This is a genomic window from Streptomyces sp. cg35 (genome assembly GCF_050410835.1).
GTDB lineage: Bacteria > Actinomycetota > Actinomycetes > Streptomycetales > Streptomycetaceae > Streptomyces.
The window spans coordinates 4,304,765-4,317,260 of record NZ_CP191268.1 but is presented as its reverse complement, the minus strand read 5'-3'; the positions used below and the strand labels follow the sequence as shown (position 1 = coordinate 4,317,260).

Below are 12,496 nucleotides of genomic sequence, written 5' to 3'. Positions count from 1 at the left end.
GTCTTTTGTGCCGCGTCCGGAGCGCTGGCGCATCTGCGAAAGGCCAGGTCAGGCGGGTTTCCCCGGGAAGGCTGCCCATAAGCGCAGGATAAAAGTTGAGCGTGTGGGACTCAGGTCTGTTGACGGCGAGGGGGCCGGTGTTGCAGTCTTGAGTCAGTTCCACTCAAGTATTAGCTGGAGGAATTGAAATGGCACGTGCGGTCGGCATCGACCTGGGCACGACTAACTCCGTCGTCAGCGTTCTGGAGGGCGGTGAGCCCACCGTCATCACCAACGCAGAGGGCGCCAGGACCACGCCGTCCGTCGTCGCCTTCGCCAAGAACGGCGAGGTGCTCGTCGGCGAGGTCGCCAAGCGCCAGGCGGTCACGAACGTGGACCGGACCATCCGTTCCGTCAAGCGCCACATGGGCACTGACTGGAAGGTCAACCTGGATGGCAAGGACTTCAACCCGCAGCAGATGAGCGCCTTCATCCTGCAGAAGCTGAAGCGCGACGCGGAGTCCTACCTGGGCGAGAAGGTGACCGACGCGGTCATCACCGTCCCGGCGTACTTCAACGACTCGGAGCGTCAGGCGACGAAGGAGGCCGGCGAGATCGCGGGCCTGAACGTCCTGCGTATCGTCAACGAGCCGACGGCCGCCGCCCTGGCGTACGGCCTCGACAAGGACGACCAGACGATCCTCGTCTTCGACCTCGGTGGCGGCACCTTCGACGTCTCGCTGCTGGAGATCGGCGACGGCGTCGTCGAGGTGAAGGCCACCAACGGTGACAACCACCTCGGTGGTGACGACTGGGACCAGCGCGTCGTCGACTACCTGGTCAAGCAGTTCAACAACGGTCACGGCGTGGACCTCGCCAAGGACAAGATGGCGCTCCAGCGTCTGCGCGAGGCGGCCGAGAAGGCCAAGATCGAGCTCTCGTCCTCGACCGAGACCACGATCAATCTGCCCTACATCACGGCGTCCGCCGAGGGCCCGCTGCACCTGGACGAGAAGCTCACGCGCGCCCAGTTCCAGCAGCTCACGTCCGACCTGCTGGAGCGCTGCAAGACGCCGTTCCACAACGTCATCAAGGACGCGGGCATCCAGCTCTCCGAGATCGACCACGTCGTTCTCGTCGGTGGCTCGACCCGTATGCCGGCCGTCGCCGACCTGGTCAAGGAACTGACCGGCGGCAACGAGGCCAACAAGGGCGTGAACCCGGACGAGGTCGTCGCCATCGGCGCCGCCCTGCAGGCCGGTGTCCTCAAGGGCGAGGTCAAGGACGTCCTGCTCCTCGACGTCACCCCGCTGTCGCTTGGTATCGAGACCAAGGGCGGCATCATGACGAAGCTCATCGAGCGCAACACGACCATCCCGACCAAGCGGTCGGAGATCTTCACGACGGCCGAGGACAACCAGCCGTCGGTGCAGATCCAGGTCTACCAGGGCGAGCGCGAGATCGCGGCGTACAACAAGAAGCTCGGGATGTTCGAGCTGACCGGTCTGCCGCCGGCCCCGCGCGGTGTCCCGCAGATCGAGGTCGCCTTCGACATCGACGCCAACGGCATCATGCACGTGACCGCGAAGGACCTCGGCACGGGCAAGGAGCAGAAGATGACCGTCACCGGTGGCTCCTCGCTGCCGAAGGACGAGGTCAACCGGATGCGCGAAGAGGCCGAGAAGTACGCGGAGGAGGACCACGCCCGCCGCGAGGCCGCCGAGTCGCGCAACCAGGGCGAGCAGCTCGTCTACCAGACGGAGAAGTTCCTCGCCGACAACGCGGACAAGGTCCCGGGCGATGTGAAGACCGAGGTCGAGGAGGCCGTCGGCGAGCTGAAGGAGAAGCTCAAGGGCGACGACTCGGCCGAGATCCGCACCGCCACCGAGAAGGTCGCCGCCGTCTCGCAGAAGCTGGGCCAGGCCATGTACGCCGACGCCCAGGCCGCGGGTGCGGCCGGCGCCGAGGGTGCCGGTCCGGACGCCGACGCGCCGAACATGTCCAAGGACGACGACGTCGTCGACGCCGAGATCGTGGACGACGAGAAGCCCGACGCGAAGGGCGGCGCCGCCTGATGACAGAGGAGACCCCGGGTCTCGGCGACGCCGAGCAGCCCGACGTCCCCTCCGGCGCCACCCCTGATGACGCGGCGCCGAAGGCCGCCGAGCCCTCCACGCAGGAGGGCCCGGCGGCCCCGGCCGGGGACGCAACGAAGGCATCCGCGCAGGATGTGGGCCTGACCGCCCAGCTGGACCAGGTGCGCACCGCGCTCGGCGAGCGCACCGCGGACCTCCAGCGGCTGCAGGCCGAGTACCAGAACTACCGTCGTCGGGTGGAGCGGGACCGCGTCACGGTCAAGGAGATCGCGGTCGCGAACCTCCTGTCCGAGCTGCTCCCGGTCCTCGACGACATCGGCCGCGCCCGTGAGCACGGCGAGCTCGTCGGCGGCTTCAAGTCCGTGGGCGACTCGCTCGAGACGGTCGTGGCGAAGCTGGGCCTGCAGCAGTTCGGCAAGGAGGGCGAGCCCTTCGACCCGACGGTCCACGAGGCCCTGATGCACTCGTACGCGCCGGACGTCACCGAGACGACCTGCGTGGCGATCCTGCAGCCGGGCTACCGGATCGGCGAGCGCACCATCCGCCCCGCGCGGGTGGCCGTGGCCGAGCCGCAGCCGGGCGCCCAGGCGAAGGCCGACGGCGCCGGCGAGTCCGCCGAGTCCTCGGCGGACGAGAAGGAGAGCGGTGGCCCGGACGAGGGCTGACGTCATCCGCGTGACAACCGATGTGAGTGAGGAGGGACGTCGAGGCCGATGAGTACCAAGGACTTCATCGAGAAGGACTACTACAAGGTCCTCGGCGTCCCCAAGGACGCCACCGACGCCGAGATCAAGAAGGCGTACCGCAAGCTCGCCCGTGAGAACCACCCCGACGCCAACAAGGGCAACCCCAAGGCGGAGGAGCGCTTCAAGGAGATCTCCGAGGCGAACGACGTCCTCGGTGACCCCAAGAAGCGCAAGGAGTACGACGAGGCGCGGGCCCTGTTCGGCAACGGCGGGTTCCGTCCGGGACCCGGCGGCGCCGGCGGCGGCTCGTTCAACTTCGACCTGGGCGATCTCTTCGGAGGCGGCGCCCAGGGCCAGGGCCAGAGCGGCTCCGGCGGGTTCGGCGGCGGCATCGGCGACGTCTTCGGCGGCCTGTTCAACCGGGGCGGCGCGGGCGCGGGCACCCGTACCCAGCCGCGCCGCGGCCAGGACATCGAGTCCGAGGTGACGCTCAGCTTCACCGAGGCGGTGGACGGGGCCACGGTCCCGCTGCGGATGTCCTCCCAGGCCCCCTGCAAGGCGTGCTCCGGCACCGGCGACAAGAACGGCACGCCGCGCGTGTGCCCGACCTGCGTCGGCACCGGGCAGGTCTCGCGGGGCGGCGGAGGCGGCTTCTCCCTCACCGACCCCTGTGTGGACTGCAAGGGCCGCGGCCTCATCGCCGAGACCCCCTGTGAGGTCTGCAAGGGCTCGGGCCGCGCCAAGTCGTCGCGCACGATGCAGGTCAGGATCCCCGCCGGGGTCTCCGACAGCCAGCGCATCCGGCTGCGCGGCAAGGGCGCACCCGGTGAGCGGGGCGGCCCCGCGGGCGACCTGTACGTCGTCGTCCACGTCGACGCCCACCCGGTCTTCGGCCGCAAGGGCGACAACCTCACGGTGACCGTGCCCGTCACGTTCACCGAGGCGACGCTCGGCGGCGAGGTCAAGGTGCCCACGCTCGGCGGCCCCGCCGTCACCCTGAAGCTGCCCCCGGGCACGCCGAACGGGCGGACGATGCGGGCCCGCGGCAAGGGCGCGGTCCGCAAGGACGGCACGCGGGGAGACCTGCTGGTGACGGTCGAGGTGGCCGTCCCCAAGGAGCAGGACCTGACCGACGAGGCCCGTTCGGCCCTCGAGTCGTTCCGCAAGGCGACTGAGGACACCGATGTGCGGGCAGAACTGTTCCAGGCCGCGAAGGGAGCTTGAGCGAGATGGACGGCCGGCGTCGCACCAACCCGTACGAACTCACCGAAGAGACTCCGGTGTACGTCATTTCGGTGGCGGCCCAGCTCTCCGGCCTCCATCCGCAGACCCTGCGCCAGTACGACCGCCTCGGCCTGGTCTCGCCCGACCGCACGGCCGGGCGCGGCCGCCGCTACTCGGCCCGCGACATCGAACTGCTGCGCACCGTCCAGCAGTTGTCGCAGGACGAGGGCATCAACCTGGCCGGCATCAAGCGCATCATCGAGCTGGAGAACCAGGTCGCGGCGCTCCAGTCCCGCGTGGCCGAACTCTCGGCCGCCGTGGAGGGAGCCGCCGCCGCCATGCAGCAACGTGAGGCGGCGGTGCATGCCTCGTACCGCCGCGACCTGGTGCCGTACCAGGAGGCCCACCAGACCAGCGCGCTGGTGGTGTGGCGGCCCAAGCGGTCGCCGGAGGCGTAGCGCGCCGCCCAGAACAGGCGAGAACAGGTGAGAGGGGCCCGGAGGTGAGAACCTCCGGGCCCCTCTCGCGTGCGTGAGGTGCCGGTCAGCCGACCTTGAAAGTGACGCTCGCGGGCCATCCGTAGCGGCCGTAGGCGTCACTGACCTCGACCTGCACGGTGTAGGTGCCGGTGGATGACGGACGCCACGTCAGTTTTCCCTCGGTGGTGGTCCGCACGAATCCGTCGGGGCCGCCCACCAGCCACCGGTATCCACCGGCCACGTGCCCGGGCTGCACCGCGGGTGTCGCCGTGATCGTGACGTCCTGCCCGTAGCCGTGGCCCGCGCAGTCGTTGGCGGTGCACTCCGTGAAGGGAGCGGAGAGGGAGAGCGTCGGGACCGCTGGTGCGTCCGGCGTGGCCGGGGTGCGGCGGTTCACGGTGGCCGTGGGTGACGGGACCGATTCGAGGCCGTCGCGGTCGACCGTGGTCACGTAGTACCAGGATGTGCCCGTCGGGGCTGCCGTGTCGTCGAAGACCTGGGCGGTGGCCTTCGCGGACAGCCGGGTCCAGGCGCCGTTCGGGTCCGTGCGCCGGTACACGCGGTAGCCGTCGTAGTTGTCGGCGTAAGGCCAGGACAGGCGGGTGAGTCCGTCCCACGGGGTCGCGGTCGGGGTCTCGGGCGCGGCCGACGCGGATGCCTTCGGGCGGGTGGCCGACGCGGACGCCGAGACCTGCGAGATGTTCCCGGCCCCGTCCACCGCGTACACCCGGTACTCCGTGGCGACACCGACGAGTGCGGAGGCGTCCAGGTACGAGGTGCCGGACACGATGCGCGGACCCGACGGGTCGGGCCCCTCCGGCGTCGACACCCACACCTCGTAGTGCGCAGTGTCGGCCGAACTGGCCTCCCAGCGGACGTTGTTGCCCGCCGTCGATGCCTCCGCGGTGACGCCCTGGACCTGGCCGGGCGCGGTCTCGTCGGGAACGCCGGTGTCGGCGGTGGCGGACGGCCCGGAGACGTTGCCCGCGGCGTCGCGCGCCACGACCCGGTAGTACCAGCGGCGGGTGGTGCCGAACGAGGGCGTGTCGCGGTAGGACGCGTCGGTCAGCCACGCGGACACGGCGGTGTACGTGCCGTCCGCGGTGGCCGAGCGCAGCACCTGGTAGGACGCGGCGCCGTCGACGGCCTGCCACGTCACCGCGACGCTGCTCTCGGCCCGGGTGACTTTCAGGCCGCCGGGAGCGCCAGGTGCGACCTTGTCGACGGTGGTCACGGCCAGCTCGGCGGTGGCGTCGGAGCGGTTGGCGGCCTTGTCGACGGCGCGGACGCGGTAGAAGTACCGGCCGCCGTCGGCGGGCGGGGTGTCGGTGTACGTGGTGGCGGTGATGTCGCCGCTGATGTTGTCCCAGGTGGTGGAGGAAGCGGCGCGCCGGTACACGCGGTACCCGGCGAGATCCATCTCCACGTTCTTCGCCCAGCTCACCGTCGTCTTGCGGGTGCTGGTGCTGTACGAGGCCTTCGCGTCGGCGGGGACGAGCGGCACGGTCTTGTCGTACGTGGCCGAAGTGCGGGGCGTGTAGGTGTACTTGACCTTGGCGGTGCCGGTCCAGTTGACGTAGTCGACGCGCAGGGTGTGCTTGCCCTTGGGCACGGTCAGGTTCACGGTCCTCGTGCGGGACGAGCCGGTGTTGGACCACAGGTCGATCTTGCGGGTGCTGTCCAAGTAGACGCGGATGCCGTCGTAGCCGGAGGCGGTGAAGGCGAAGGGGCCGCCGGAGCCGAAGTCGCGGGTGACGGACCAGCGCACGCCGAAGTTGTTCGTGGGCAGCCCGGAGGCGGGCGCGCCCGTGCCCCAGTTCTGGTCGATCGTGGAGTCGCAGTCGGTCTTCTTCGGCGTACCGGAGAACGAGGTGTTCGCGTAGAAGCTGCGCTGGAAGACGTTCGTCGAGCAGGAGGTCGCCGCGTGGGCTGCCGGCGCGACGGCCGTGGCGGTCAGGGCGGTGCCTGCGGCGAGGGTCGCGGTGGTGGCCGCGGACAGGAGTCGGCGCATGGGTGGGGCGGGCCTCTCGGTGCCGTGATCAGCGAACGGTGCGCGTCGACCGGATCGGTGATCGGTGATCGCTCCCGTGTGGGAGCGAGAAGGAGACACCCGAGAGGCCGCAATGGTTGCCCGGTCGACGGAGATCAGCCGCGCACGTGCAGTCCGAAGCCCGTGCGGCCCGTGGGCTCCAGGCCCTCCTTCAGGTGCAGCGAGGGGATCTCGTAGTCGCCGAAGTTCTGTCGCCGGAAGGGGATCGGTTCGGTCGACTCCAGGGTGAGCAGGCGCTGCTCCCAGGCCTTGGCGGCGTCCGGGTACTCCTCGGCGGTCATCCGGTCGGTGCCGTACAGCACGAACGGCGGCAGCACCTCGATGCCCGGGTAGTAGAGGATGCCGTGCTGGATCGGGAACAGCAGGTCGTCGATGGGGCCGTTGATGCCGCGCGCGGAGTAGTGCGACTCGGGGCCGCCGGTGGTCACCGACAGCAGGGCCCGCTTGCCGGCGAGGGTGCCTTCGCCGAAGCGCTCGCCGTACTTGGTGTCGCTGTGCTCGCCGACGCCGTACGCGAAGTGGAAGGTGAACACCCGGTCCACCCAGCCCTTGAGGATCGCGGGCATCGAGTACCACCACAGCGGGAACTGGAAGATGACCGTGTCCGCCCACAGCAGCTTCTCCTGCTCGGCGCGGACGTCCGGGGTGAGCGTCCCGGCGTCGAAGGCCCGGCCCGAGTCCCGGGCGACCTTCAGCGGTGTCGAGGCGTCGGGGCCGAAGTCCTCGGCGTCCACGGCCGCCTTCCAGTTCATGGCGTACAGGTCGCTCACCCGCACCTCGTGACCGGCGGCCTCCAGCGTGGACACCGCCAGGTCCTTCAGCGAGCTGTTGAGCGACGTGGGCTCCGGGTGGGCGTGGACGATCAGCGTCTTCACTGGGGGCTCCCTCGGATCGGGCTTCGGATCGGATGCCCTGATCCTGCGCGCCGCGGCGCCCGGCGTTCAGGGGCGCCGTTTCCGTCGGACGGGACTTCCTGGTATCGGCAGGGCCACCCTCACGGGCGCCCGCCGCGGCCATACTTGGGCGCATGGACGACCTTGCGAGCTTCCTGCGGACCCGGCGTTCCCGGGTCGACCCGGCGTCCGTCGGCATCCCCACCGACAGCCGCCGCCGCGTCGAGGGACTGCGCCGCGAAGAGGTCGCGCACCTGTCCGGGGTGAGCGTCGACTACTACGTACGCCTGGAGCAGGGCCGCGCGACCCAGCCCTCCGAGCAGGTCCTCGACGCGCTCGCCCGCGTCCTCGGCCTCGACGAGACCGAACGCGGGCACCTGCACCGGCTCGCCCGGCAGCCCCGCCGCCGGGCGAAGGCGCCGGGCGGGCGGGTCCGCCCGGAGCTGCTGCGCGTCCTCGACCTGGTCACCGACGCACCCGCGCTGATCATGGACCACCGCCTGGACGTGCTCGCCGGCAACCGTCTCGTCCAGCTCCTCTACGGGCGTCCGCTGCCGGGTCTGAACACGGCCCGGCACATCTTCCTGGAGGAGGCCGAGCGCGGCCTCTACGCGGACTGGGAGAGCTGCACCCTCGACGTGGTCGGGCACCTGCGCCTGGCCGCCGGCAAGTACCCCGACGATCCCCGCCTCGCCTCGCTCATCGGCGAGCTGGCGATGGGCAGCGAGCGCTTCCGCCGGCTGTGGGCCCGCGCGGACGTGCGTGCCCGCACCCATGGCCGCAAGGCGTACCGGCACCCGCTGGTCGGACTCCTCGAACTGCACCAGGAGAACTTCGCGCTGCCCGACGCGTCCGGCATGGAACTGCTGGTGCTGTCCGCGGCCCCCGGCAGCCCCGCCGAGGACGGGCTGCGCCTGCTGGCGAGCCTGGGCGCGGACAGCGGTGACGCGGCCGCCCCCGCGAAGGCCCAGGCCCGCGAGTAACCCGATGACGCCCTCGTGGCGCAGGATGGGTACATGACCGAGATCCACACCCCCCGCCTGCTCCTGCGCCGCTGGTCGCCCGACGACGACCTGGCGCCCCTCGCCGAGATCCAGGCCGACCCCGCCGTGATGCAGCACATCGGCGACGGCGCCCCGCGCTCCCTCGACGAGACCGCCGAGGACATCGAGCGCTGGGAGGAGGAGTGGGACGACGAGGGCTTCGGCGTCTTCGCCGTCGAGCTGCTCGGCTCCGGCGAGCTGGCGGGCGCGGTCGGCCTGTACGTGCCGGACGCCCCGGCGCCGGTCGCCGGGCACATCGGTATCCAGTGGCGGCTCGGGCGCCAGTTCTGGGGCCAGGGGTACGCGTCCGAGGCCGCGCACGCCTCCCTGGAGTTCGCCCTCCAGGACCGGGGCATCGACCGCGTCGTCGCCGCCATCGCCGACGGCGACACGTCCTCGCCGAAGGTCCTGGGCAAGCTGGGCCTGACACCGACCGGCGAGGCGGATGGCCTCCGGCTCTACGCGATCGACCTGACCGAGTTCCAGGGCTGACCCGCGAGGAACCCGACCCAGGTCGCGCCGCTCACGGTGAGGTGGGGGCGGTGGGGGTTCTTCGAGTCGCGGATGTGGGTGGTGCCGGGGGTGTGGGCGATCTCGACGCAGTCCCCTTCGCTGCCGTTGCTGCTGTAGCTGCTCTTCCGCCAGTGCAGTTCGGCGCCATCTCCGGCGGAGACCTTGCGGTTCATGTTTCTCCCAGCAGTTGCTCGGTGAAGGCCCGCGACTCTCTCGGGGTGAGGGCCTGGGCCCGGATCATGCCATAGCGCAGTTCGAGGACCCGGAGCTGTTTCGGGTCGTCGATCGGTCGCCCCGCAGCGACGCCCGGCGAGCGCCCCACAGCAGTACCGTCCCCGAACCTCAGCATCGTGATGCTTCCGTCCACCCCGGCGTGCTCTTCCCTGTCGATCGGCATGACCTGAAGCGACACGTTGCGCAACTGCCCGATTTCCAGCAGGCGTTCGAGCTGGCCGCGCAACACCATTCTGCCTCCGAGCGGGCGCCGCAGCGTGACTTCCTCCAGTACGAAACTGAACGCGGGAGCAGGTTCCCGCGCGAACACCGACTGCCGTGCCAGCCGCGCCGCCGTCACGCGATCCACTTCGCCCGGCGTGTACGCGGGCTGCCGCATCTCGAACAGTGCGCGCATGTACCCCTCGGTCTGCAACAGACCGTGGATGTCATGAGCGCCGTACCACTGGACGTCGATGGCCCTGGCCTCCATCCGTGCCAGATCCCGCACCTTCTTCGGGTACCGGACCTCCGCCACATCAGACTTCATCGCCTTGATGAGCCCGCCTGCCTCCAGTGCTTCGTCCGCCTTGTCGAGGAACTCCGGTCGAGGAATCCGCTTTCCCGCCTCGACCTTGTAGATCAGGCCCTCCCCGTAGCCCATTGCCTCCCCGAGCTCCGGCACGCGCAGGCCCATGGCCTCCCGCCGGGCCTTCAACTGCCGCCCCACCATGGAAATTACGGCCGCACCCTGTTCGTCGTCGGGGTCGACCTCCCAGCCGTCACCCTCCGTCGCCTCGGTCATCCGCGCGCACCTCCAGCCCGTCCCGCTCCCCGGCCACGTACCGTCAACGTCCGTACCCCCATGGCACTCTGGACAGCCTGTACAGCTCTGGACAAACGCTGGACAGTCGCCGTACGTGACGGGCATGTCGCTGGTGAGCGTACGAGGGCCCGGCCACGCTGAGTGACGTGAACCCAGAAATCGTCGAACTCCCGCGCACCGGCCGCCACTTCAATGTGCAGCTGTCACCCACGCCCCGCGGAGCCCGCCTCGCCCGCCTCCTCGCTGTCGAGCAGCTCCGTACCTGGGGCCTGCCCCTCGACCCCGACGCGGCAGCGCACGTCGTCGCCGAACTCGCCGCGAACGCGGTCACGCACGGCCGGCTGCCCGGCCGCGACTTCCGGCTCAGCCTCTACGTCACCGGGGGAGCCCTGCGGATCGAGGTGGCCGACGCGCGGGGCGACCGCGTGCCCGAGGCCCGACTTCCGCCGCCCACGGCCGAGTCAGGGCGCGGGCTCGTGCTCGTAGCGGCACTCACCGACCGCTGGGGCGTCACGGACGGGCCCGCTCCCCGTAAGACCGTGTGGGCCGAACTCGACCTCGTGCGGCGACCGCGACCGGCGCCCGGAAACCCGTACGCCGGTGACGTGGACGACAACCTCAAAGGAACGGTCGAGGGGGAAAGAAACCAGGCCAAGCCCCACCCCACCTCCCGCCGCCACACGGACGGGTGAAGGGTGCCAACTCAGCTTGCGCACGGGCCCTTTGCGCCCTCTACGCTCACGACCGGCAGCAACAGCGCCACGTCCACCACAACCACAGACATGCGACGGCCCCCGCCGGGACGGCAATCCCGATGCGAGGGCCTGACCACCGAGGAAGCAGACCCTTCCTGATGGATACCCAGCACCCTAGCGCGGCCTCACACGCCCCGGGCGGCATCGTCCACGACAATGCCCGCCATCACACCCGTTTCACGGTCATCGGCAACCACCTCGCCCAGCACCGTGACCTCTCGGGCCTCGCGATCGGCCTCGCCGTCCACATCCAGTCGCTCCCGGCCGGGGCCCGCGCCGACGTCCGCACGCTCGCCGCGCGTTTCCCGGAGGGCACCACCCGGATCGCGGCCGCCCTGCGCGAACTGGAGACCCACGGCTACCTGCGGCGCGAGCGGCACCGCACCCCCGACGGGCGGGTCCGTACCCGTACGGTCTCCTGCAATCGGCCGGGCGCGACACCCGAGGCCCCGGCGAGGCACCGACCGCCCCCGCCGAAGAAGAAGCCCCGGCCCCTCACGGTCCCCCACCCGGAACACACCCCGGGCCCCGCTCTCCTCAAGGCGGCCACCGAAGTCCTCGCCGGCCTGCACCGCGCCGACGCCCGCCTCACCCTCTCCACCCGCGACGCCGAACGCCTCGCACCCGGCGTGGCCGCCTGGCTGGAACGGGACCTGACCCCGTCGGCCGTCCGCCGCGCCCTGGTCCGTGACCTGCCGCAGGACCGCCCCGTCCACCGTCCGGCGGCGTTCATCGCGCACCGCCTGACAGCCCAACTCCCGCCCAGAACACCCGCGTTCGGCGCAGCCGCCGCACCCCCACCCGTCCGGCATCCCCTCCACAACTGCGACGTCTGCGACCACGCCTACCGGGGCCCGGAACCGGGTTGCTGCCCGGGCTGCCGTCCCGCGCCACGATGACCGCTCTCACCGCTGACCGCCGGGCGGAGCGGTCACGCGATCTCTCCTCTCCGGTGCTGCTCCGCGGAGCCGGGTGGGAAAGGGAAGCCCCGGAGCGCGGGTGATCAGTGTGGTGCCGGGGTCTGCGGAGGTAAAGATGTGCGCCCCGGGCCCGTCCGGGAGGCCCTTACCTGTGACGTAATCGACCGGCCCCGGCCCGCCCGGCACTCTGAGGTCACCGGAACCCGGGCGGCGCACTCCGCTCGGGCTCCGGCTCCCACGACCTGCCGAGACACCCTTCAGGAGGGCTGGAGCCATGACCGGAACCGACATCCACGAGAACGCCGTCGCCCGCTACTTCGAGGCATGGAACGCGCGCACCCCCGAGGAGCGGACCAAGGCCGTCGCCGCCGCCTGGACCGAGGACGGCACGTACACCGACCCGCTCGCCGACGTCGCCGGGCACGACGGGATCGCGGCCGTCATCGGCGCCGCGCACGAGCAGTTCCCCGGCTTCTCCTTCCGGCCGCTCGGCGCGGTCGACGGGCATCACGGGATCGCCCGGTTCGGCTGGGAGCTGGTGTCGGAGGCGGACGGGACGGCGCCCGTCGCCGGGTCCGACGTGATCGAGCTGGCCGACGACGGGCGGATCCGGGCCGTGCACGGCTTCCTCGACCGGGTGCCCGCCGGAGCCTGACACCAAGGGTGTTACCGCCGGGTACAGATGTCCGGTATTCGCCGTATCTGGCTTCATGTGGGGAAGTAACGGATGCGGTTTCGTTGCGGTGTTGCTTCACCTCTTGACGCTGCTTGGGAGGCCGAGTTGGCTTCGAGCCACCTCGGCCGCACCGTCGCGGCCAC

General features: G+C 70.8%; 13 protein-coding genes. 9 read left to right on the top strand and 4 right to left on the bottom strand.

Annotated elements, in window-relative coordinates:
• Positions 1-188: 188 nt before the first annotated feature.
• From dnaK to ACQUQD_RS19565, 4 genes are read left to right on the top strand one after another with little or no spacing between them, the layout of a single operon-like run.
• Entirely contained in the window at positions 189-2,054 is a 1,866-nt protein-coding gene (dnaK, locus tag ACQUQD_RS19580) for a molecular chaperone DnaK (RefSeq protein WP_428953407.1), read from the top strand.
• Positions 2,054-2,740: a nucleotide exchange factor GrpE gene (gene grpE / locus ACQUQD_RS19575; protein WP_428953406.1), complete on the top strand. Its 687-nt coding sequence runs from the start codon at positions 2,054-2,056 to the stop codon at positions 2,738-2,740. The genes dnaK and grpE overlap by 1 nt, the downstream gene beginning before the upstream one ends.
• Positions 2,741-2,788: 48 nt before the next feature.
• A complete protein-coding gene (dnaJ, locus tag ACQUQD_RS19570; RefSeq protein WP_428953405.1) occupies positions 2,789-3,985 on the top strand; it encodes a molecular chaperone DnaJ in 1,197 nt (398 codons plus the stop codon).
• A 5-nt stretch (positions 3,986-3,990) separates the two neighbouring features.
• Positions 3,991-4,443, top strand: a complete 453-nt coding sequence (locus ACQUQD_RS19565; RefSeq protein ID WP_428953404.1) for a heat shock protein transcriptional repressor HspR — start codon at positions 3,991-3,993, stop codon at positions 4,441-4,443.
• A gap of 85 nt (positions 4,444-4,528) precedes the next feature.
• On the opposite strand, the gene ACQUQD_RS19560 is transcribed toward ACQUQD_RS19565, so the two are convergent.
• Positions 4,529-6,475 carry a PA14 domain-containing protein gene (locus ACQUQD_RS19560; protein WP_428953403.1) on the bottom strand — a complete coding sequence of 649 codons (1,947 nt, stop codon included), beginning with the start codon at positions 6,473-6,475 and terminating at the stop codon, positions 4,529-4,531.
• A gap of 134 nt (positions 6,476-6,609) precedes the next feature.
• Complete coding sequence (locus tag ACQUQD_RS19555) at positions 6,610-7,389, bottom strand: NAD(P)H-dependent oxidoreductase (protein ID WP_428953402.1); 780 nt, start codon at positions 7,387-7,389, stop codon at positions 6,610-6,612.
• A 152-nt stretch (positions 7,390-7,541) separates the two neighbouring features.
• On the opposite strand from ACQUQD_RS19555, the gene ACQUQD_RS19550 reads away from it, so the two are divergent.
• Complete coding sequence (locus tag ACQUQD_RS19550; RefSeq protein ID WP_428953401.1) at positions 7,542-8,390, top strand: helix-turn-helix transcriptional regulator; 849 nt, start codon at positions 7,542-7,544, stop codon at positions 8,388-8,390.
• A gap of 33 nt (positions 8,391-8,423) precedes the next feature.
• Complete coding sequence (locus tag ACQUQD_RS19545; protein WP_428953400.1) at positions 8,424-8,942, top strand: GNAT family N-acetyltransferase; 519 nt, start codon at positions 8,424-8,426, stop codon at positions 8,940-8,942.
• Here the strand turns inward: ACQUQD_RS19545 and ACQUQD_RS19540 are convergent.
• Entirely contained in the window at positions 8,909-9,136 is a 228-nt protein-coding gene (locus tag ACQUQD_RS19540) for a DUF397 domain-containing protein (RefSeq protein WP_428953399.1), read from the bottom strand. The genes ACQUQD_RS19545 and ACQUQD_RS19540 overlap by 34 nt on opposite strands.
• Positions 9,133-9,981, bottom strand: a complete 849-nt coding sequence (locus ACQUQD_RS19535; RefSeq protein WP_428953398.1) for a helix-turn-helix domain-containing protein — start codon at positions 9,979-9,981, stop codon at positions 9,133-9,135. Before ACQUQD_RS19535 ends, ACQUQD_RS19540 begins: the two co-directional genes overlap by 4 nt.
• Before the next feature lie 167 nt (positions 9,982-10,148).
• Between ACQUQD_RS19535 and ACQUQD_RS19530 the strand changes: the two genes are divergently transcribed.
• From ACQUQD_RS19530 to ACQUQD_RS19520, 3 genes are all read left to right on the top strand, one after another.
• Positions 10,149-10,694: an ATP-binding protein gene (locus tag ACQUQD_RS19530; RefSeq protein WP_428953397.1), complete on the top strand. Its 546-nt coding sequence runs from the start codon at positions 10,149-10,151 to the stop codon at positions 10,692-10,694.
• Between the two features lie 161 nt (positions 10,695-10,855).
• The gene (locus ACQUQD_RS19525) at positions 10,856-11,656 is read left to right on the top strand and encodes a helix-turn-helix domain-containing protein (protein ID WP_428953396.1); all 801 of its coding nucleotides are present in this window, start codon (positions 10,856-10,858) and stop codon (positions 11,654-11,656) included.
• A 295-nt stretch (positions 11,657-11,951) separates the two neighbouring features.
• Positions 11,952-12,332 carry a nuclear transport factor 2 family protein gene (locus tag ACQUQD_RS19520; RefSeq protein WP_428953395.1) on the top strand — a complete coding sequence of 127 codons (381 nt, stop codon included), beginning with the start codon at positions 11,952-11,954 and terminating at the stop codon, positions 12,330-12,332.
• Positions 12,333-12,496 lie beyond the last annotated feature (164 nt).